A 22,316-nucleotide genomic window follows, 5' to 3' on the forward strand; every position below is an offset into this window, starting at 1 on the left:
TGTTAATGATGATAGATATCATTTTAAATGATAGCGGAGGAACTATTATGGAAAGCTTGGAACTTAGAATATTTAGGGAAGTAGCTCGTACAAAATCTATATCGAAGTCTGCGGAAAATATGGGATATGTTCAATCCAATATCACTGCGCATATCAAAAAATTAGAAAGAGAATTAAATACAACATTATTTATTCGTCATAGTAAAGGTGTAACTCTGACAAAAGACGGGGAAAAATTGCTGTATCAAGCTGAAAAGATAATTTCTTTACTAGACAAGACATTGAAATCCTTTCAAAACCATCCTAAAACATTGAAAATCGGAACAACACAGACAATTGCTGGTTATTTATTACCCCAATGTATCATTGAATATCAGAAACAATTTCCAAATGTATTATTGTCTGTTTCTACGCTTAACCAAGATGATTTGGAACAAAAACTATCTAACGGACAATTAGATTGTATAATCACTAATAACTCCCATAACATCTGTTACGGCAAGCAAATTCTCAATTCCCCAGAAAATTTAGTGCTGATAACTCCAAGCTCTTGCCACTCACAGAAGGATATTTGGAAATATCCAGTTATTATAAATAGTATCGAGTCCTGCCCCTATAGGAAAGTCCTTTTAGGATGGTGGAACTTACATCAATCGGAATTACCAAAGATGATAGAATTAGATACTGTAGAAGCAATTCTTAATACGGTTGCTATGGGTGGTGGAATTTCATTATTACCCCAGGTTGTTTTATTAGATAAGCAAAATATCAATAGTTTTTATATTGAAAGTTTGCAATCTACATCAATTCATATGTGGGTTGCAACGGATAAACTTCCATCAGAATATATTGCCTTGAAGGATATTATTCAGAAGCAATTAAAAATTGATAACAATTAAGGCAGATAACCTTGTTATGTATTGTCCGGCAAATTAAATGATGCTCTATCAGGCGGATTATTTTATAGCGATTTTTACTTTCCACGAGGATAACATTCACTTTAAAAGTAGCTGTTTCTATGAATTATTTTCCTAAAAAAAGAGGATGGGAAAAACTCAGTTCTAAATAAAAAAATGGTTAATTCACAAAATCGTGAGTGCAGTGAACTCATAGTTGGACGGAAATTTTTAACTATGGGGGGGGTTACTATGATTAAATTTAGTTTTGAAATTAAACTTAAAGCGTATTTATCTAGAATTGGTTCACCGATCATTAGGAATTAAAAAACATGGTTCTATTCTGATGTGGGTTGCTCGTTATCAAAATACGGTGTTCAAGGTCCGGAAATTCGTTCACCCAAACTTGATTATACTGATGATTTCAAGTTAAAAGTTTTAAAATGGAGAAAGCAACACGAGACTTTATACTTGCAAATAGCATTCCAACAAAAATGAGAAATCGAAGAAAGTTTCCGGATTATGAAAAGTGAATTTCGAACCAGACCTATGTATGTCAGAAAAAAAGAAACGATTAATGTGCATCTCTTAACCTGTTTTGTCGTGCTTCTTATTTATGAATTCTTGAAAAACACTACTTGTCAGAGAAATATAGTTCAGAGGAAATCATCATAACCTTACGTCAAATGAATATCAATTTTATACTTCAGCTTTCGACAGAACAAAGTTAGTTGATGAATTCATAGATATTTTCGATTCCAAGTAGCTAGGAAGATATTATTACAAAAATATATAAAAAAATTTTCTAGAGTAGTAAATTTGAACACATAAAATGAAGATAAATTATTAATTTTCCTTACAATCTCTTAAATATCAATATAAGATAATAAGCATTTCTTAATTTATCTTTATCTTAATTGACGTATAAATTAGATAAGGGGTAGAATTATAAGTTAGTTAAGATTGAGAAAGGACGTAACTATCTTGAATTTACTCCGAATAAAAAAGTTCCTTAACACACGCTGGGGATTTTTCTCCTTGCTAGTCTTTTTGTTTTGGTTAAAGACTATTTTAGTTTATTTTATAGACTTTCATTTAGGAGTTAAGGGCATCTATCAATATTTTGTACTTTTAGTTAACCCTTTAGCTACGACACTGCTCTTATTGGGGATAGCTTTGTATATTAAAAGGACGATTCCATCATATATATTTATGGGATTGATTTATATTGCGAATACAGCTTTACTGATGTTTAATGTCATCTATTATCGTGAATTCACAGATTTTATGACAATTAATACGATATTTGGATACTCTACGGTATCACAGGGATTGAGTGGAAGCTCGTTTGCGTTGTTGAAACCACAAGATATTATTATTGTTGCAGATATAATAATAGTTGCTTTAGGCTTTATCACCGGGTTTCTTCATTTAGACAAACGCCCAATTCCACGAGTGCAAGCATTAGCTTTAACTTCATTTTCGTTATTTTGCTTAGTATTGAATATTACTTTAGGTGAAATTAGCCGTCCACAGTTATTGTCAAGAACTTTTGATAGAAATTATCTAGTAAAGTATCTGGGAATAGATACCTATATGGTTTATGATGGATTGAAGACAGCAAGGAACAGTCAAGTTCGTAATAAAGCTGGAAGTTCAGACTTAAATAACATCATTAATTTTACGCGTAATCATTATGCTGAACCAAATTCTAAAATGTATGGAATAGCAAAGGGACGTAATGTAATCGTTATTCATTTAGAAAGTTTTCAACAATTTTTGATTAATTACAAACTAAATGATAAGGAAGTTACCCCATTTTTAAACAGTTTATACAATAGTAAAGAGACATACAGTTTTGCTAACTTTTTTAATCAGGTAGGACAGGGGAAAACTTCTGACGCTGAAAATATGTTGGAAACTAGTACGTATGGATTATCTCAAGGTTCTCTATTTTCAATACTTGGAACTGATAATACATTTGAGGGTGCTCCGGCTATATTAGGTCAGTCTCAAGGTTATACCTCGGCTGTCTTTCATGGGAATTCTGGATCATTTTGGAATAGAAATAATGTATATAAGAATTTAGGATATAATTATTTCTTTGATTCTAGTTACTATAATACTGATGCAAATAATTTAACTGAATATGGATTAAAAGATAAATTATTATTCCATGATTCTGTTAAGTATTTAGAAAGACTTCAACAACCTTTCTATACTAAATTTGTAACTGTATCCAATCATTTTCCTTTTGCTTTAGATGATCAAAATACATCCTTTGATAAGGCTAATACATCAGATGCTTCGATAAATAATTATTTTGTGACAGCTCATTATTTGGATCAAGCTGTGCAAGAATTTTTTGAATATTTGAAGAAGTCAGGATTATATGACAACTCGATTATCGTTTTATATGGTGATCACTACGGAATATCTGATACTAGGAACCTAAAATTAGCTTCATTGTTAGGTAAATCTTCATCTACATGGAGTGATTTTGATAATACTCAAATGCAAAGAGTACCATTTATGATACATATACCAGGTACTAAAGATGGTGGTGTTCAGACTCAATATGGTGGAGAAATAGATGTATTGCCAACGTTACTGCATCTATTGGGAATAGATTCTCGTGATTACATTCAATTTGGAACGGATTTATTTTCATCAAAACACGATCAAGTAGTTGCTTTTAGAAATGAAGATTTTATAACTCCAAAATATACAGTAATTGGTAATACTATTTACCAGAATAGTACGGGAAAAATATTAACTCATCCTAGTCAAAAAGTTAAAGATGAGATAAAGAAGGATAGGGAAAAGGTTAATACTGAACTTTCCTTATCAGATACATTGAATAACAAGAATCTCTTAAGATTTTATATACCGACGGGATTTACTCCTGTTGATCCTAAGAATTATAACTACACCAATCAATATGGTCAGATTTTAAAGATTCAAGAGGATTTAGGAAAGAAGTCTACATCGCTATGGTCTAAAAATGGAAATAAAACAACTATTGATGACTATAGCTCAGATGCACCTGAATTAACAACAACAGATCAAAATGATGCTAATGTATCAAGTGTAAAGAACACATTAAAATCTAATAAAAAAGAATCAATAGATACATCATCTTCATCGGCAGAAAGTGATTCTGATCAATAAAAATGACGAAAAAGAACCAGTAAAGAAGTAAGTTACTATCTTTACTGGTTCTTTTTGATAATAAAAAAGCTAACCCCTTTGTAGTAAGAAAAGTTAGCTATAGTTCAGACATTAAAGTCCAAAAATAATATTATAAATTAAAACGCCTGAAACAGCAGCGCAAATAGGTGCTAATACTGGAACCCATGCATAATCCCATTGAGAAGAACCTTTATGTTTTAATGGAAGTAATGCATGAACGATACGAGGACCCAAGTCACGAGCAGGGTTTAAAGCAGGTCCAGTAGGTCCACCGAATGAAGTAACTAAAACCATAACTAGTAAACCGATACCTATGTATCCAGCACCTTGGTTACCATGTTCAAAGAATGAAGTATGAGTAATTGCTAGAGCGCCAAAAACTAAAGTAAATGTTCCAAAGAATTCGTTAACGAAACCATTGAAACGACTATTTGTTGCAGAAATAGTTGAGAATGTTCCCAAAATACTTTCAGGGTCTTCAGTAATATCGTAGTGAGGGTAGAAACAAGCAACTACGACCAATTGACCAGCGATGGCACCTAAGAATTGTGCTAATATGTATAAAAATGCTTCATTCCATGGAAATGCTCCATTGATAGCTAAACCTAAAGTCATAGCAGGGTTAAATTGTCCCCCAGAAACACTACCAAACATCAAGGCTGGAACCAAAACAGCAAAACCATAACCGATGGAGATTGTAATCCAACCACTATGGTAGCCTTTAGTTCCTTTTAATTCAACGTCAGCTACAGATCCGTTACCTAACATAAGCATAATTGCAGTTCCAAAAAATTCTGCAGCTAATCGTGTAAATAATGGAAAATCCATATTATCCTCCTAAAGATATATGTTATATGTATGTAAGTAATATTAATACTCATATTATAATAATGAGTGATTAAAGCTATGTCAATAAGCAACTTGAAAATTAGAGTAATAATTTTCAAAAATCAAAAAAGTTTGTGAAAATAGTGTTTTTAGTTGCAATATATTCAAACAATACACTAGAATATTATTAGTGATTAAAGGAGGAAATTACATATGATGTCACAACCAATTGAACAAATGTTAATGAGAAACAGTGAGGATTTTTTAATTCCAGCTGATATTGTAGCAAATGTTCAAGAAGAAAATCATTTAGATCATGCTTTTATGGTATTGACTAAGGTGAGATATGCTAAAATTCCTGTTTTAGATCATAATCAAAAATTTAAAGGATTACTTTCATTGTCTATGATAACTGAAGAAATGTTAGGATTAAAAGGAATCGATGCAAGATGTCTTTCAAAAAAACAAGTTAAAGATGTTATGCAGACAGAGGTAGAAACAATAAAACCGACAGCTGATTGTGAGGAGATATTGCATCGCTTAGTTAATCAACCTTTTTTAGTTGTTGTAGATGATGATAATCGTTTTTTAGGTATTGTTACCAGGAGAGAATTATTGAAAAGTATGAATTATTTATCACATGAATTTGATAATTTTTATGTAACTGAACCTAAATAATTAGGCCTAATAAGGAGGAAAAATAATGGCAAAACTTGACGCTCATGATATTATTAGAACAATAGCTGAATCAAAAAAGAAGACGCCAGTTAAGGTTTATGTAAAGGGAGATTTAAATTCTTTAGACGTACCTTCAAATGTTGAAACATACTTTACTGACAATGTTGGTGTTATGTTTGGCGATTGGGCAGATGTAGAACCTATCTTGAAGGATTCCTCTGTTGAAAGTTATCATCTAGAAAATGATGGTCGAAATACTGGAGTAGCGATGGTAGATAAGAAGAAATTCAATGCAAGAATTGAACCAGGCGCAATTATCCGTGACCAAGTTGAAATTGGTGATAATGCTGTTGTTATGATGGGGGCTGTAATCAATATTGGGGCTGAAATAGGTGAAGGCTCAATGATAGACATGGGAGCTGTATTAGGTGGCCGTGCGATTGTCGGCAAGAACTGTCATATCGGTGCTGGAACAGTGTTAGCAGGTGTGGTAGAACCACCTTCTGCACAACCAGTTGTAATTGAAGATGATGTTTTAATCGGAGCTAATGCAGTAGTCCTTGAAGGTGTACGTGTTGGTAAAGGTGCAGTGGTAGGTGCTGGCGCTGTTGTCACTAAAGATGTAGAACCTTACACTGTAGTTATGGGAATGCCTGCTAAGAAAGTTAAAGATGTTTCCCAAGTGGATGATTCTAAAACTGAAATTGTTGATGATTTACGTAAATTATAATTAATAAAGAGCATGTGAAATATAAATTGTTTCACATGTTTTTTGTTTATAGGGCTATTTAATCTGGTTATATTAGAGTATAATGAGTATGATTAAAATAGATAAAGGGTGTAATTATGACTTTACAAGAAAATGAATTAATAAAAATCCGAAGAGATCTTCATCAAATACCAGAAATCGGTTTGGAGGAATATGAAACTTCTGATTATTTGTTAAAAATAATTAACGGCTTACCACAAGAGAATTTAGAGATAAAAAGATGGAAGACAGCTATCTTGGTTCATCTTAATGGTGAAAATAAGAATTATACCATAGGTTATAGAACTGATATTGATGGATTACCAGTTGAGGAAAAAACAGGTTTGCCATTTTCATCAAAGCATGAGGGGAGAATGCATGCATGTGGACACGATATTCATATGACGGTTGCTTTAGGTGTATTAAGTTATTTTGCTAGTCATCGTCCTAAATATAATATGACATTTATTTTCCAACCTGCGGAAGAAAATGCAAGTGGTGGAATGAAACTTTATCGAAGTGGTGAATTAGACGAATGGATGCCAGATGAAATCTATGCATTACATGATAATCCACAACTTCCTGCTGGTACAATTGGTTGTCGTAAAGGTACTTTGTTTGCAGGTACATGTGAAATACATGTGAAATTTATTGGTAAAAGTGGGCATGCTGCATATCCACATCAAGCTAATGATATGGTAGTTGCAGGAGCTCAATTCGTTAACCAAATTCAAACTATTGTAAGTAGAAATGTCGATCCGATTCAATCAGGTGTAGTTACTTTAGGTCATTTTTCTGCAGGAACAACAGGAAATGTAATTTCTGGTGTTTGTCAAATAGATGGGACAATAAGAGCTTTAACTCAAGAAAATAATTTGCTTATTCAAAAGCGTGTACGTACAATTGCTGAAGGAATAGCACATAGTTTCGATTGTGAATTGGAAATCGATTTACATCAAGGTGGATATTATCCTGTTGAAAATGATGGTAACACAACAGAAGCTTTCATTAATTATATGAAAAATGAAGATGATGTAGATTTTGTTGAAACATTACCTGCGATGACGGGAGAAGACTTTGGCTATTTAATTTCAAAAATTCCAGGAACAATGTTTTGGTTAGGAGTAGATAGTCCTTATTCTCTACATTCTGAATATTTAGCACCTAAAGAAGAATCGATTATGTTAGGTGTAAATGCAATCACAGGTTATCTTAAAAATAGACAAGAAAGCTTAAATAAATAGATGCATTTTGAATGTGTCTTTCATTCATAAAAATATACCCCGTAGTTACTTAGATTTTTATCTAATAATTACGGGGTATTTGCTATATATAATTGATTACTTAGCTGATAGATTAATAGGAGAAATAGGCATCTCTAAACCAGCTTGTTTTAAAGCCTCTAAATATTTTGCGAGAAATGCTCTTTGAACAGGAGCTTGGGCACCATTTTTAGTAAAAATAATTACTCTGTAAACAAGACCATTTGGAGTTTCAACTACACCTAAAATTTGCGGTTTTTTGGTAATATCATCAAATTTGGGAGTTAAGGATTTGTTTACATTTTGTATAACAGTTTTAATTTTATCAAAGTCTTGGTTAGGCTTAACATGGATATCAATTTGGGCTCGCATATCATTACGTGAAAGATTGCTAACAATTGTGATGCTTCGATTAGGTATGTAATGTAGGGTACCATCATAGTCAAGAATTTGTGTCGTTCTTAAACCAAAAGCTGCTACCTTTCCAGAAATAGTCCCGATCTTAACGTCATCACCAACTGTAAATTGTTGTTCTAAAAGAATAAAAAATCCAGTAACCACGTCAGTAACAAATCCTTGAGCACCTAAACCTATTGCAACACCCATGATTCCAGCACCAGCAATTAAAGAGCCTATTGGAATCCCTAGCAAAGATAATACTGCATAAAAATAGAAGAACAAAATAAAATAATGGAAGATATTTTGCGATAATGTGTAAGCTGTATTAATTCTTCCAGAAGACAATGACTCAACCAAACGATTTTTTTTAAAAGCTCGTTTGATAATTTTCTTACCAATATAATGAAAAATATAAAATAGCAACGAAACTAACAATAACAAAATAGTTGTTGTTATAACTTTAGAAAGTAATTCATCCCAATTAAAGTTATCGATATATTTTTTGAAAATATTAGTATCAGTGCTAACTTTTTTAGTAATGATATTAGATTCCAACCAAAAATTAAGCAAAATTCCCATCCTTTCTGAAAATGACTAAATTAAGCATATCAAAAAAAGCCAGAAATTTAAATTGTAAAAATAATGTTGCAAAATTTTTTGTAAAATAATTAATTAATAATGAGAATTAAGAGCAAGATATACAAATGGAGTAAATAATTAGGTACTATATATAGAAAATATTTAATTTAAGGAGAAATTATGAGAAGTATAATAAAAAAAGAATTCACTTTAAGTAATGAAGAACAGGAGATTTTAGCAAGAGCTTGTCGTATAAAAAAATTCAAGTATGCAGAAACTATTTACAATGAAGTTGATGATCGTACACACTATTACTATTTAATAAATGGAAATATTGAAATTACAAAGTTATACGGTGATAGGGAGATTCCTTTTTATAAAGGTAGGGGAAGATTTTTCCCTAATTTTAGTCAAAATGAAGAGTTATGTTGTGAAAGAGTAACAGTTGCTTCTAAAATAGCGACTGTATTGGTTATTAAACATGATGTTATGGAGAAATTAGTTAGAGCAGGTAAAGAATTTTGTAATCTAGTTTGGGATGATATTATTGAGGAACTGGATTTTTTAAAGAGTTTATCTCAAGAAATTGGTAATCGTAATAAACTAGAAGCATTAGATAGGACATGTAGACTATATGCAATATTTATAGATGAGAAAGATAAGAATGGACATTACGAGTTACCTAGATCATTAAATCAAGAGAAATTATCTAAAATATTAGGCACTACACGTGTAACAGTCAACAAAAAAATAAAAGAATTAAGACAGAAAAGAGTTCTTCTCCAGAAGGAAAGAAATATGAGAATAGCCAACAAAGCAATCGAAGAATTTAAGAATTTCCTATGAAGATAGGCTTAGATAGATAAATAGATACATAATTGTGATAAAATATACTGAGTAATTTTATTGACAAGGAAGTTAATGAATGAAGATAAAAGATTTTTTTGAAAAGATAAAGGATGACTTTTTAGCTAATTCTAGAATTTTTGGTTCTTGGTTTAAGAAAAAATGGACAAGATATCAAGGATGGCGATGGTTAACAATAGTCTTTTTAAGTATATTTTTCTTAATTAGTAGTTATGGAGTTTTTTTAGCCAAAAAGACAAATGTTAGAGGGTTAAAATCAGCATTACAAACCTCCACTGAGATTTATGATTATAAAGGACAAAAAGCAGGAGCATTATATTCACAAAAAGGGACATGGGTACCTCTTGATAAGATATCTGATAATGTTCAAAATGCTGTCTTATCTACAGAAGATCGTAATTTCTACCATGAGTACGGTTTCTCTATTACTGGTATTGGAAGAGCTGCTCTTTTATATGCTAAAAACAAGATTTTACACAGAGATTATATAAGTGGCGGTGGTAGTACACTAACGCAACAACTTGTAAAAAATGCATTTCTTTCTCAAGAACAGACATTTTCAAGAAAAATTAAAGAAATATTTATTGCTATGCAGGTAGAGAATGATTATTCAAAGAAAGATATTTTAGCGATGTATTTAAATAACGCTTATTTTGGAAATGGTGTTTGGGGAGTAGAGGATGCAGCTGAGAAATATTTTGGTGTACATGCTAGTGAATTAAGTGTGCCACAAGCAGCTACCTTAGCGGGTATGTTAAAGAGTCCAACAGCTTATAATCCAATAGATCATCCCCAGGCTTCAAGAGATAGAAGAAATGTAGTTTTGGGATTGATGGAGGATAATAAAAAGTTAAGCGCAGAACAAGTTAGTCAGTATCAAGCAACTCCAATGACAACAAATGATAACTATCAATATACATCTAGTTATAGATATCCATATTATTTTGATGCAGTTATTAACGAGGCGATGAATAGATATGGGTTAAGCGAAACAGATATTATGAATAGAGGATATAAAATATATACATCCTTGAATCAAAATTATCAAAATGAAATGCAAGATGATTTTGCTGACAGTAGTTTATTCCCATATAATGCAGAAGATGGAACTAAAGCACAAGGGGCATCTATTGCTATTAATCCTCAAAATGGGGGTGTAGCTGCAGTTGTAGGTGGAAGAGAAGGAACTCATGTATTTAGAGGGTATAATCGTGGTACACAATTAGTAAGATCACCAGGATCAACGATAAAACCTTTAGCTGTATATACTCCAGCTCTTCAGTCAGGATATCATTATGATACTGATGTAAAAGATGAATTAAAGGCATATGGTAAAGATAAGTATGAGCCTCATAACTGGAATGACGTGTACTCTGGAGAAATTCCTATGTACCAGGCCCTAGCTGAAAGTAAAAATACTTCTGCTGTATGGCTATTAAATAAAATTGGAGTTTCTAAAGGTTATAAGTCTGTCGAAAAATTTGGAATAAAGTTAACTTCAGATGACGAAAATCTAAGTTTAGCATTAGGTGGCTTGAAGAAGGGAGTTTCACCTTATCAAATGGCCAATGCTTATACAGCCTTTGCAAATGGAGGGAAATTATATACTGCACATTTTATTACAAAGATAGTCGATGCACAGGGCAAAGTGATTGTGGATAATACAGAGAATGATTCTAAAAAAATAATGACTAAAAAAATTGCCAATGAGATGACTAGTATGATGATGGATGTATATAGAACAGGTGGAACAGGTCAATCTGCTAGTCCAAGTGGATATACGATTGCTGGGAAAACTGGTTCTACCGAAAGTTTAACAGCATCTAATAGTTCAAATGAAAATGATCATTGGTATATAGGATATACACCTGATGTAGTAGTAGCAACTTGGGTAGGCTTTGATTCTACTAAGTATTCGTTAAGTGAAGAAGGCATTAGAGGTGGAGCAAGTCTATTTAAGAATGAAATGGAAGGTATTTTGCCTCATACTGCTGGAAATACGTTTACTGTTAAACCAGCTTCAACTATGGTAGCCCAAGAAAGTGGAGCTTCTTCAAGTTCATCAAATGTATGGGATACATTTAGAAAAGCAGGTGAAACATTAGATGATTCATTCTCTAAATCAGCATCTGATTGGGGAAGTAAGGCTTCATCTTTGTTTGATCAAGGAAAACAAAAATTACAAGAATGGTTTGGACAATAAGAATATATGTTAAAATAAGAATATAAAGATTTTGGAGGAATTATTATGATAAATGTTTATGATACAGCTAATCAATTAGAAAAAGATTTACGTGAATCACAAGAATACAAAGATTTGCAAGCAGTTGTTGCTAAAGTTAAGGCAGATGATGCTACTTTTGCAGTTTATAAGAAGTTAAGAGAAGCACAAAAAACTTTACAAGAACAACAAATGCAAGGAACGCTTGACGAAAAAGTGATGAAATCATTACAAGAAATTAGTCAAGAAGCTTCACAATATCCACTAATGATGGAATTGATGGAAAAAGAACGTGCCATCAGTGTTTTGATTGATGATTTGAATAAGATAATTTTTAAACCTTTAAGTGAAGTATATGATATAGAAGGTTAAGATTTAACTCCCATGGAAGCACAGAGTTGCTTAACTGGGAGTTTTTATTTTAAAATAAGTTTTAGAGAAACATTAAGTGTGAGGAAAAGTAGGAATGGAAGAAAAAAAGTTATTAGATTTTTCAATAAATGAAAATATGGATATTTTTGTTTTGATTAAAAGTGCTGAAGTAAGAGTAGCGAAAAACGGAAAAAAGTTTATTGCCTTTAATTTTGCTGATAAATCAGGTGAAATAAGTGCTAAATTCTGGAATGCAACTGAAAAAGAAATCGAAGAATTTAAAGAAGGAAAAGTTGTCAGATTAAAAGGAAAAAGAGAGAACTATCAAGATAATCCGCAAATTAAGATATTTAATTTAAGAATTGCTACAGAAAATGAACCTAACAAACCTGAATATTATTTACAAACTGCACCAGAATCAATTAAAAAAATTGAAGAAGAAATTAACAATACATTTTTTGAAATTACTAATCCTAAATGGAATAGAATAGTGAGATATTTGCTAAATAAATATCATGATAGTTTCTTTTCATTTCCTGCGGCTAAGAAAAATCACCATGCTTTTTCTGGAGGATTAGCATTTCATACAGTATCTATGTTGAGGTTAGCCAAAGCAATTGCCAAGGAATATGATGTATTAAATGAGTCATTGTTATATGCAGGAGTTCTTCTTCATGACTTGGGGAAAGTAAAAGAATTATCTGGACCGATAGCGACTAAATATACACTAGAAGGTAACATGATAGGGCATATTGTAATTGTTGACGAAGAAATTGTAAAAGCGTGTGAGATATTGCAGATAGATTATAATAGCGAAGAAGTAATTTTGCTAAGGCATATGATATTATCACACCATGGTTTGTTAGAATATGGGTCACCGGTCAGACCACATATTATGGAAGCTGAAGTATTACATCAAATCGATCAACTTGATGCATCGATTCAAATGATGAAGAGTTCGTTAAGTCATACAGAATTTGGTGAATTTTCTGAGCGTATTTTTGGTCTTGATGGTCGTAATTTCTACAAACCTAAAGAATAAAGATATCAAGTAGATATTATTTTATTAGAAAATAAAAAGGCACATAGTCGAAATTGACTTGTGCCTTTTGTTCTATTTAGAACTAGAAGAACTACCTAAGTAGCTAGATAAAATATTTTGTAAATCTTTATCTTTAATAGATACATTACCCTTCTTTAGAACCTTAGATACAACTGTTTGTAGAGTTGTAGAATCACTCATCTTAGAATCGATGATTTGTGATTTTAATTCAGAAGTATGATCTGACATTTTACCTTTGCCAGGGTTCTTAATAGAATAAATTACATGGTAACCATATTCTGTTTTTACAGGTTCAGTTGTAAATGATCCTTGCTTTAATCCAAAAGCAGCTTTCTTAAAAGTACTATCTAATGAAGTATCTGTGTTGTCAAAAGCAGCTAATTTACCACCATCGTTCTTAGTAGAAGAGTCAGTAGAATACTTCTTAGCTAATTTCTTAAAGTTAGCGTAACTTCCATCTTCTTTTAATTTATTAATGATGTCTTCAGCAGTACTTTTCTTTGATACTAAAATATGAGCTACTGTAACTTTAGGCTCATATTCTTTCCATTGAGCTTTTAATTGTTTATTGGTGATTTTTGTATTATCTTTTACAGCTTCTTTTAAAAGTAAGTTAGAACGAATTTCTTGTTTGAAACCAGATTTAGTCATGTCATTTTGTGCTAAAACAGAATCAAAAGAAGAACCATATTGTTTTTTGTAAGTATTATATTGTTCATTAACTTTTTTGTCAGAAACTTTTGAACCATATTCTTTTTCAAGAACTTTATTTAAAATCATTTGTTGAAGAACTTGCTTACCAGAAGAAGTTTTCTTCATACTACTATAGTATTCACTTTCAGTAATCTTTCCGCCAGATGTTGTAGCTACTGTCTTTGAACAAGCAGCAAGACCGAAAGTTAAAACAATACCAGATATGGCAACTAACCATTTCTTTTTCATGATAAATATACACATCCATTCAATTAATTTAAATTAACGATAATAACTATACCACAGATATTGAAATGATAGTAAAAAAAACTAAATCTTACAAAAAAATAAAAGAAAAAGTCTAAAAATCAAAAACTATCTAAAGTTTTATTAACTTCTTGAGAAAAATCGTCAATTTCAGTTAATAAATTTTCAATAGTATCAGAAGATTCACTAACCTGATCTAATAGTTGCATTACATTAAATAAGACTTTCTTTGAAGCAAAAGAAACTTGTGAAAGTTCTTTAGATAAGGTTTCATAGTAATCTTTATAGACAAGAAATTCATTTTTAAGAGCTTTTCTATTGTAATAAGCTAATCCAACAACACCTAGAGTAATTGGAATAATAAGTTTTCTTTTTTTCATAGATTATTTCTCAACCTTAGAAGAAATTTGATTAGCAATTTCTTGAAGTTTTTTACTATCATATTTTGAAGAATTATCATCAAATCTAAGGCCGAATCCTTCTTTTTTACTATAACGAGGAATCAAATGTATATGAGAATGGAACACAGATTGATAAGCAACTTCACCGTTATTATTAAGGATGTTAAGACCTAAAATATTAGGATTAGAATTTTTAATAGCTCTGGCAAGCATTGGAATACGACTAAAAACCTTAGCAGCTAAATCTGTATCGTATTCATAAATATTAGCTACATGTTTTTTTGGAACTACCAAAGTATGTCCAGGAGTAACTTGTGAAATGTCTAGGAAAGCTAATACTTCATCATCTTCATAGACTTTTGTGCTAGGAATTTCACCAGCAATGATTTTACAAAAAATGCAATCTTCCATAAATTTCTACCTTCTTTCAAGTTAATCTATCTACAATTATACACCTATTAGGCGATTACTAGACATAATTTTTAACTGCTGCTAAGATGATATTAAATTAAGAAATAGAAGGAATGTAGAATGACTTTAAAGGTTAAGAATTTAGTAGGTGGTTATTCCCAAATACCAGTGTTGAAAGGGATTGATTTTAGTGTTGATAATGGCGAATTGGTGGGCTTGATTGGTCTGAATGGTGCCGGAAAGTCAACGACAATTAATCATATTATAGGGTTATTACATGCTATGAAGGGTTCAATTGAGATAGATGGAATAACTATTGATGAAGATGCACAAGCATACAAGAGTAAGATTGCTTATATTCCGGAAACGCCCATTTTATATGATGAATTAACGTTAAAGGAACATATAGAGTTGACGATACTGGCATATAATTTAGATAAAGATGAAGCTTGGAAAAGGGCCAATGAGCTATTGGAAATATTTAGATTACAGAATAAATTAGAGTGGTTTCCAGCCAACTTCTCAAAGGGTATGAAACAAAAGGTAATGATCGTGTGTGCCTTCATTACTAAGGCTAAGCTCTTTATTATTGATGAGCCGTTTTTGGGATTGGATCCATTGGCTACAGATGATCTATTAAAGCTCATAGATGACGTTAAAAAGAAAGGATCAGCTGTGTTAATGTCTACGCACGTACTAGGAACGGCCCAAGAGTACTGCGATCGATTTGTAATGATCAATCATGGAGAATTAAAGGCAAGTGGGACATTGGAAGAATTACGAGCTCAATTTAATAAGCAAGATGCTTCTCTTTCTGAGATTTATTTGAGTTTGACTAAAGGGGAAAAGGCCAATGAATAATCTATGGAAGAAGCGATTAAACCTGTATCTAAAGAGAATGATCAAGTACTATCGCTATGTATTCAACGATCATTTTGTAATTGCGTTACTCTTTTTACTGGGTGGAATAAGCTACACATACTCTAATTTCATAAAGTCCTTAAATGTAGATCTATCGTACCCATGGGCCAAGCCGGTAGTAATCATTGTCTTGCTTGTGATGTTGCAGTTTGGAAAGGTAGGGACATTAATTGATGAGCCTGATAAAGTGTTCCTTTTGCCACAAGAAAAGGGTATGAGAGAGTATTTGATGAAAGCACAAAAGCGAGCTTGGGTGTCAAACAGTGTTATTCAAATCGTTGTCTGGATCGTTTTACTGCCTTTCATTTACTACGGTGTCCATTTAAACCTAGTAGAAAGCATAATCCTATTATTAAGTCAGGTAGTTTTAAAGGTTGCCCAGGTAAACTCATTCTTTATCCGAGCCTTTGAAGCGAAGTATCAAGCAGGCAAATATAGTCTTATCCTTAATTATGTGGTACCTTTAATCGTTTATATGCTTGGCTTGTATGTATCCATATATTTCGCATTGGGGATTACCGTTGGACTAATTCTGTATTTGAAATCATTGCCTAAAAATAAAATCGTTCAGTGGAATTATTTGATAGACGTAGAAAAACTAAGACTGATGAGAAAATACAGTTTCTTCAATCTATTTACAGATGTTCCCCAAGTAAAGAAGAAAGCTAAGCGCAGAAAGTACCTAGACTGGCTCATACCTAAGTTTAAAAACGTATATGGCTACCTATTCATTAGGGCAATCATCCGAAATGGTGAATATAGTGGCCTGTATATACGCTTAACCGTTATCGAGTTCATTGTCCTACTCTTTATCCCTAAATTTTGGCTTAGCCTGGTAATAGGAATGTTGTTCATCTACTTAATCGGCTTCCAAATGTTACCACTATACAAGTACTTTGACGATAATGTATTCGTACACCTATATCCACTCGAAACCAACAGCAAAGGCAAAGAATTCAAAAGTATCTTATTAGCTCTATTGATAATCAATGCCCTTATATCAACCATAGCCGTATATATAGCTATCCAAAACCTACTACTCTCAGGAGCCTTCCTTGCCCTTGTATTAGTCGAATGCATCCTGTTTGTTTATGGATATGCAAATTTAAGATTAGAAAAATCTTGACACTTAATAGATATATTTGTAGACTTAGTTTAGTTAGCACTAAATGCGAGGAGTAAGTCATTATGAATCTTAATTTAGAAAATGGATGGCAAATCCTCCCAATCGGTGGTGACACAGATACAGCATATATGGGAATAAAAAGTGATCAAAAAGTATTTTTAAAACGAAATACCTCTCCTTTTTTAGCAGCATTGTCTTTGGAAGAAATAGCACCTAGACTAATATGGACGAAGAGGATTTCAACAGGTGATACTTTGACTGCTCAAGAGTGGTTAAATGGTAGATCTTTATATAGGAGTGAAATGGGACAAAAATCGGTATCTGATTTATTATATAAAGTTCACCATACTCCTGTACTTAAAAAAATGTTAATTCAAGTTGGTGGGAAAGTAGTTACGCCAATTGATTTAGTGAGAAAATACTTTGAAGGACTTCCTGATGATTTAAATCAGCATCCGTTATTGAATAAAGTAGCAAATTATCTAAAGGCTAATCAGCCTGATTTAAAGTCTGACTTTTATGAAGTATGTCACGGAGATTTAAATCATAAAAACTGGTTGTTGTCAGATAAAGAAAAGCTTTATTTAGTAGATTGGGAATCAGCTAGAATTGCTGATCCAGCTAGTGATCTTAGTATGTTAATGTGTCAATATGTCCCACGTAAAAATTGGGAGCAATGGTTACGTCAGTATGGTTTAGAAGTGAATAGAGATTTATGGTATCGAATTTACTGGTATTCATTGATAAATTTATTGCTCGATGTTAAATACTATCATCAACGTGGTCGTTTCACAGAAATGAACCAAGACATATTAAAAATATCGGAATTAATTAATGAACTTAATTTTTAAAATGTAGAATTGTTGAGATAGAGGAAGTTAGTACATTAACCCCTCTATCTTTTATTTTTTGTAGGAGGACTAGTATTGAGATTAAGAAATAAACCTTGGGCTAAGCCTTTGATTGAAGAAAATCCAGATTTTGTAGTAACAGAACCAACAAAATTAAAAGGAAAATGGCACACACGTTTTCAAAATAATAATCCGATTTTTGTTGAAATAGGAATGGGAAAGGGTCGTTTTATTGTTGAAATGGCCAAAAAGAATCCAGAAAAGAATTACATTGGATTAGAATTACAGACAGTTGCTGTAGGAATTGCCTTGAAGAAACAGTTAGAAGAGAAACTACCTAATCTTCAGTTAATATGTGCTAATGGTAGTGGCTTAGGAGAATATTTTGAAAAAGGTGAAATTGCAGGTATCTATTTGAATTTCTCTGATCCTTGGCCTAAGAAACGTCAAACTAAAAGAAGATTGACTTACAAAACTTTTCTCGAACAATATAAAGAGGTATTAGATTCAAATGGACATATTGAATTTAAAACTGATAACCAAGGATTGTTTGAATATTCTTTAGTTAGCATGAATAATTTTGGAATGAAATTTGACGGAGTTTGGTTGGACTTACACTCATCTCCTGAGGCTGAAGATAATGTAATGACAGAATATGAGGAAAAATTTAGTAAAAAAGGGCAACCAATTTTTAAATTAGAAGCCCATTTCTAAGTTGATAATATGTGAATCAATAATTTTTCCGGTTTTTGCATCTGCAGTAAAGGTATAATTAATGTTTTTTCCTGAAGGATCAATACATTTTACACCACCAGCATAAGTTAATGGTTGATTAAATTGATAATTTTGACGAGGATATACGTGGATCCAGGAATCTTTGACTATATACTGTTTGGAAAATTCGTCTCTTATCTTTGATAAGACAGTCTCGCTATTTTTGATATACTTCCTTTTTAAATAGAAGATGAGCAAAAATAACGGACAAAGGACAATAAGCAGAGCAAAAAGCAATTGTAAGTTCAGTTTTTTCACAGTCATCAATCCTTTCAAACTAACTATAGTAATATCAAATATTTGATGAATAAGCAATATATTTTACTTATTATTTTTTTAAGTTATAATTAAGGCATAATTAATTACAAAAAGTAAGGAAGTGTCTGTAATGGAACAATTGGCAAAAATGGATAAACAAGAACTAGAAGAAAAATTAGCAAAGGGAAAATACGTACTATTTTTCACAGCTGGTTGGTGTCCTGATTGTCGTTTTATAAAACCAGCTATGCCTGAAATTGAAGAAGAATTTTCAGATTTTAACTTTATTCAAGTTGATAGAGACGAAAATATTGATTTATGTCAAGAATTAGATGTATATGGAATTCCAAGCTTCATTGTTTATGAAGATGGAAAAGAAGTAGATCGTTTTGTAAATAAAGATAGAAAGACTAAGAAAGAAGTAGAAAATTTCTTAAAAGCGATCTAAAATTTTAATAAAGGAGAAAAGAATCAGATGTTTATTGCTAGTTATAATCCTAAAAGTATAGGTGATGTATTGGTTGTTGTTCTAAGACCTGATACAATCCAACAAAAATCAGAAAAAAAGGGAAATGTTGTAAGAATTTTTGACGCTGAAAGTAATACAACATTAGGATATAACTTTTTTGATATTTCAACTGTGTTGGCGGACCTACAAGGACATGGAGAGGAAAAATTAAATCAAGAACAAGTGGATAAGTTGAATAAATTACTTGAAGAAAATGATTTTGATCCAGAATTAATTTTAGATGCTAATCCAAAATTTGTTGTAGGGTACGTAGAAAGTATGAAAGAACATCCTGATTCTGATCACTTACACATTACCAAAGTAAAAGTTGATAATGATCAAGAATTACAAATTGTATGTGGCGCTCCAAATATAGACGAAGGACAAAAGGTTGTAGTGGCTAAAGTAGGAGCAATGATGCCAAATGGTGCTATGATTTTTCCTGGAAAATTACGTGGTGTAGAAAGCATGGGGATGATTTGTTCTGCTAGAGAATTAGAGTTACCTAATGCACCACAAAAGAGAGGAATTTTGATTTTACCTGAAACCGATGCTTTTGAAGTAGGAAAAGAGTTTAATTTTGTAAAAGGTGCAGAATTATTTGTAAATAAAGCGTAATAATATGATAGAATGGGCTAGTATTCAAATTTATTTTGAAATATTAGCCTATTTTTTATAGGAAAATAAAGAATTTAGATAGGATGAGATAGAATGGAACATTATGATGGACCAGCTTTTTTTCGTAGACAAGGTCGATCAAGTAATATGGATGAAAATAGTGCAAAAAAAAGTTCAAATGTTTCTTCTACATCTTCTTTTAAGAAAGCTAGTCATAAATTTGAAGGAAGAAATATTAGACGTCAAAGAGCTTTTGTGCGAACAAGCACAACTTTGGACAGTTATAGAACACGTTCATTTCGCCCTACATATGTACCACCTTCATCTATTAAGTTTACTAACAAGAATGACAAAGAAAAATATAGTAAGTTAGTAGCAAAATTGAGATTAAAATTTAATAATTTATGGTTATTCACGGATGATTTTCAAGAGTCTAAAGATATTGTAGATGATAATATCTTTGAAGAAAATAATCTCCAACAAATTGAAGATAAAAATGAATTACCTAAAGATGAATTAGAAACACCAGCAGATAGTAAGTTAACTGAAGAAATAAATGATGACAATGCTAATGGTGATATTAAAGTTAATAAAGAACAAGAAATTAGCGAGCCTACTGATGATGAAGAGAATCAAGGAAATGAGGAGACAGAAGATATAAATAGTAACGAGATAGAAGTTTCAGAAGATTCTATGGAACAAAATGATATTGATACTATTTCTTCAGAAGAAAGTGACGACAATAGTATGGATACAGTAATTCCTTACGAAACAGCTAGAAATTATCATCATGAAGAAATTGAAAAAACTGTAGAACTTAAGCAACAAGATGATAATGCTCCTAAGAAAAAAGCATTAGATCGTTCTTTAGATGAAATTATGCAACAAGAAAAGAATGATATGCAAAGTCACTTATCCTTATTTAATCAGTCGCAAAAAGGTGACAATAAGGAAAATTTAATGTATAAATTCCCGGAAATGTCATTACTACCAGATCCTGTAATTAATGATGAAGATGAGATGGATGAATGGGTGTTACAAGAAGTAGATATTCTAAATGAGACTTTAGAGGCTTTTCATGTTAAAGCCGAAGTTACTAATTGGACTATTGGCCCAACAGTTACTCAATTTGAAGTAACGTTAAATAGGGGAGTTAAAGTTAATAAAATTACAAATTTGACAGATGACTTAAAATTAGCTTTAGCAGCTAAAGATATTAGAATAGAAGCACCAATTCCCGGAAAACGAAGTGTGGGAATTGAGATACCAAATAAAAAGTCACGTCCAGTTATGTTATCAGAAGTCTTAAATTCTAAAGTCTTCAAAGAAGCAACCTCACCTTTAACTGTGGCATTAGGTGTAGACTTATTTGGACAACCCCAAGTTACAAATATAGCTAAAATGCCACACGGTCTGATTGCGGGGGCAACAGGTTCGGGGAAATCAGTATTTATTAATAGTATGTTAGTATCTTTATTATATAAAGCAACACCGACAGAGCTAAAACTGCTACTGATTGATCCTAAAGCTGTTGAAATGGCTCCATATCATGATATTCCACACTTATTGGCCCCTGTTGTATCTGATCCTCAAGCAGCTACGGCATCATTAAAATGGGCAGTTAATGAAATGGAAGAACGATTTGAACGTTTAGCGGCTGCAGGAGCTAAAAATATAGAATCGTACAATGAAAAAGCTGAAGAAAACGGAGATTATGGATTAAAAATGCCATATATTGTCATCGTTATAGATGAGTTGGCAGATTTAATGATGGTCGCTTCTTCTGAAGTTCAAGATTATATTATAAGAATTACACAAAAAGCGCGTGCAGCGGGGATACATATGATAATTGCAACGCAACGTCCAAGTGTAGATGTTATAACTGGTGTTATTAAAAGTAATATACCTACTAGAATTGCTTTTATGGTATCTAGTCAAGTTGATTCAAGGACGATTCTAGATTCGTCTGGAGCAGAAAGATTACTTGGTAGAGGAGACATGTTGTATTTAGGAAATGGTGAAAGTCAAGCAAGACGTATTCAAGGAACGTACGTTGAGGATGAAATAGAAAAGATTACAGACTTTATCCGAGAGCAAGGAACTCCGACATATGCTTTTAACCCAGATAAGTTAAAAGTTATAGAGACACAGACTGAAAATGAAGATGATCTAATGCCTGAAATTTTAGAATATATCGTTAATGAAGATGGAATTTCTATATCTAAGCTTCAAAGAGTATTTTCAATAGGCTATAATAGAGCTGCAAAAATTATTGATGATTTGGAAAGTAAACAATACATTTCGTCTGCAAAGGGGTCTAAACCTAGGGACGTATATTTAACTCCTGAAAAACTTGAAAAAATGAAGGAAACAAATTAAGTCT

22 protein-coding genes are annotated in these 22,316 nt (G+C 31.9%); 16 read left to right on the forward strand and 6 right to left on the reverse strand.

Going from position 1 to position 22,316, the window contains the following annotated elements; all coding sequences use genetic code 11:
* The first annotated feature begins 47 nt into the window (after window positions 1-47).
* Together NOU10_RS01745 and NOU10_RS01750 are read left to right on the forward strand one after the other, a co-directional pair.
* Entirely contained in the window at window positions 48-899 is an 852-nt protein-coding gene (locus tag NOU10_RS01745; protein WP_162917731.1) for a LysR family transcriptional regulator, read from the forward strand.
* A gap of 981 nt (window positions 900-1,880) precedes the next feature.
* The gene (locus NOU10_RS01750) at window positions 1,881-4,067 is read left to right on the forward strand and encodes an LTA synthase family protein (protein ID WP_255905856.1); all 2,187 of its coding nucleotides are present in this window, start codon (window positions 1,881-1,883) and stop codon (window positions 4,065-4,067) included.
* 111 nt (window positions 4,068-4,178) lie between these two features.
* Here the strand turns inward: NOU10_RS01750 and NOU10_RS01755 are convergent, their stop codons facing one another.
* Window positions 4,179-4,916 carry an MIP/aquaporin family protein gene (locus NOU10_RS01755; RefSeq protein WP_003699748.1) on the reverse strand — a complete coding sequence of 246 codons (738 nt, stop codon included), beginning with the start codon at window positions 4,914-4,916 and terminating at the stop codon, window positions 4,179-4,181.
* A 213-nt stretch (window positions 4,917-5,129) separates the two neighbouring features.
* Between NOU10_RS01755 and cbpB the strand changes: the two genes are divergently transcribed.
* The 3 genes from cbpB to NOU10_RS01770 all read left to right on the forward strand — a co-directional run bounded on the left by cbpB (window position 5,130) and on the right by NOU10_RS01770 (window position 7,586).
* Entirely contained in the window at window positions 5,130-5,594 is a 465-nt protein-coding gene (gene cbpB, locus NOU10_RS01760) for a cyclic-di-AMP-binding protein CbpB (protein ID WP_003705862.1), read from the forward strand.
* Between the two features lie 25 nt (window positions 5,595-5,619).
* On the forward strand, window positions 5,620-6,324 hold the full coding sequence (dapD, locus tag NOU10_RS01765; RefSeq protein ID WP_003708242.1) for a 2,3,4,5-tetrahydropyridine-2,6-dicarboxylate N-acetyltransferase: 705 nt from the start codon (window positions 5,620-5,622) through the stop codon (window positions 6,322-6,324).
* 116 nt (window positions 6,325-6,440) lie between these two features.
* Window positions 6,441-7,586: an N-acetyldiaminopimelate deacetylase gene (locus NOU10_RS01770; RefSeq protein WP_255905857.1), complete on the forward strand. Its 1,146-nt coding sequence runs from the start codon at window positions 6,441-6,443 to the stop codon at window positions 7,584-7,586.
* A gap of 96 nt (window positions 7,587-7,682) precedes the next feature.
* Here the strand turns inward: NOU10_RS01770 and NOU10_RS01775 are convergent, their stop codons facing one another.
* On the reverse strand, window positions 7,683-8,582 hold the full coding sequence (locus NOU10_RS01775; protein ID WP_003708240.1) for a mechanosensitive ion channel family protein: 900 nt from the start codon (window positions 8,580-8,582) through the stop codon (window positions 7,683-7,685).
* Window positions 8,583-8,762: 180 nt separating this feature from the next.
* On the opposite strand from NOU10_RS01775, the gene NOU10_RS01780 reads away from it, so the two are divergent.
* From NOU10_RS01780 to NOU10_RS01795, 4 genes are all read left to right on the forward strand, one after another.
* Entirely contained in the window at window positions 8,763-9,428 is a 666-nt protein-coding gene (locus NOU10_RS01780) for a Crp/Fnr family transcriptional regulator (protein ID WP_255905858.1), read from the forward strand.
* A gap of 79 nt (window positions 9,429-9,507) precedes the next feature.
* A complete protein-coding gene (locus tag NOU10_RS01785; protein WP_003705870.1) occupies window positions 9,508-11,652 on the forward strand; it encodes a PBP1A family penicillin-binding protein in 2,145 nt (714 codons plus the stop codon).
* Window positions 11,653-11,697: 45 nt separating this feature from the next.
* Window positions 11,698-12,042, forward strand: coding sequence for a YlbF family regulator (locus tag NOU10_RS01790; RefSeq protein ID WP_003699755.1), 345 nt, complete (start codon window positions 11,698-11,700; stop codon window positions 12,040-12,042).
* Between the two features lie 94 nt (window positions 12,043-12,136).
* Window positions 12,137-13,084, forward strand: a complete 948-nt coding sequence (locus NOU10_RS01795; RefSeq protein WP_003705874.1) for a 3'-5' exoribonuclease YhaM family protein — start codon at window positions 12,137-12,139, stop codon at window positions 13,082-13,084.
* Between the two features lie 72 nt (window positions 13,085-13,156).
* Here the strand turns inward: NOU10_RS01795 and NOU10_RS01800 are convergent, their stop codons facing one another.
* The 3 genes from NOU10_RS01800 to NOU10_RS01810 all read right to left on the reverse strand — a co-directional run bounded on the left by NOU10_RS01800 (window position 13,157) and on the right by NOU10_RS01810 (window position 14,877).
* Window positions 13,157-14,047, reverse strand: coding sequence for a peptidylprolyl isomerase PrsA (locus NOU10_RS01800; protein ID WP_003709816.1), 891 nt, complete (start codon window positions 14,045-14,047; stop codon window positions 13,157-13,159).
* Between the two features lie 119 nt (window positions 14,048-14,166).
* Window positions 14,167-14,445: a hypothetical protein gene (locus tag NOU10_RS01805; protein WP_255905859.1), complete on the reverse strand. Its 279-nt coding sequence runs from the start codon at window positions 14,443-14,445 to the stop codon at window positions 14,167-14,169.
* A 3-nt stretch (window positions 14,446-14,448) separates the two neighbouring features.
* Window positions 14,449-14,877 (reverse strand): HIT family protein, encoded by a 429-nt coding sequence (locus NOU10_RS01810; protein ID WP_081509359.1) that lies wholly within the window; start codon window positions 14,875-14,877, stop codon window positions 14,449-14,451.
* 120 nt (window positions 14,878-14,997) lie between these two features.
* On the opposite strand from NOU10_RS01810, the gene NOU10_RS01815 reads away from it, so the two are divergent.
* From NOU10_RS01815 to trmB, 4 genes are all read left to right on the forward strand, one after another.
* Window positions 14,998-15,738 (forward strand): ABC transporter ATP-binding protein, encoded by a 741-nt coding sequence (locus tag NOU10_RS01815; RefSeq protein ID WP_160996451.1) that lies wholly within the window; start codon window positions 14,998-15,000, stop codon window positions 15,736-15,738.
* Complete coding sequence (locus NOU10_RS01820; protein WP_255905860.1) at window positions 15,731-16,924, forward strand: ABC transporter permease; 1,194 nt, start codon at window positions 15,731-15,733, stop codon at window positions 16,922-16,924. The genes NOU10_RS01815 and NOU10_RS01820 overlap by 8 nt, the downstream gene beginning before the upstream one ends.
* Window positions 16,925-16,986: 62 nt before the next feature.
* A complete protein-coding gene (locus NOU10_RS01825) occupies window positions 16,987-17,775 on the forward strand; it encodes a phosphotransferase family protein (RefSeq protein ID WP_003699765.1) in 789 nt (262 codons plus the stop codon).
* Window positions 17,776-17,850: 75 nt separating this feature from the next.
* Entirely contained in the window at window positions 17,851-18,489 is a 639-nt protein-coding gene (gene trmB, locus NOU10_RS01830) for a tRNA (guanosine(46)-N7)-methyltransferase TrmB (RefSeq protein WP_003709822.1), read from the forward strand.
* Here the strand turns inward: trmB and NOU10_RS01835 are convergent.
* On the reverse strand, window positions 18,472-18,813 hold the full coding sequence (locus NOU10_RS01835; protein ID WP_225366338.1) for a hypothetical protein: 342 nt from the start codon (window positions 18,811-18,813) through the stop codon (window positions 18,472-18,474). The genes trmB and NOU10_RS01835 overlap by 18 nt on opposite strands.
* A gap of 124 nt (window positions 18,814-18,937) precedes the next feature.
* On the opposite strand from NOU10_RS01835, the gene NOU10_RS01840 reads away from it, so the two are divergent.
* The 3 genes from NOU10_RS01840 (at window position 18,938) to NOU10_RS01850 (ending at window position 22,312) form a co-directional block, all read left to right on the forward strand.
* Entirely contained in the window at window positions 18,938-19,255 is a 318-nt protein-coding gene (locus tag NOU10_RS01840) for a thioredoxin family protein (RefSeq protein WP_109241632.1), read from the forward strand.
* Window positions 19,256-19,282: 27 nt separating this feature from the next.
* A complete protein-coding gene (gene ytpR / locus NOU10_RS01845; protein WP_161022074.1) occupies window positions 19,283-19,933 on the forward strand; it encodes a YtpR family tRNA-binding protein in 651 nt (216 codons plus the stop codon).
* A gap of 93 nt (window positions 19,934-20,026) precedes the next feature.
* Entirely contained in the window at window positions 20,027-22,312 is a 2,286-nt protein-coding gene (locus NOU10_RS01850) for a DNA translocase FtsK (protein ID WP_255905861.1), read from the forward strand.
* Window positions 22,313-22,316: the final 4 nt, after the last annotated feature.

This window comes from Ligilactobacillus sp. MP3, assembly GCF_024436335.1.
GTDB lineage: Bacteria > Bacillota > Bacilli > Lactobacillales > Lactobacillaceae > Ligilactobacillus > Ligilactobacillus salivarius.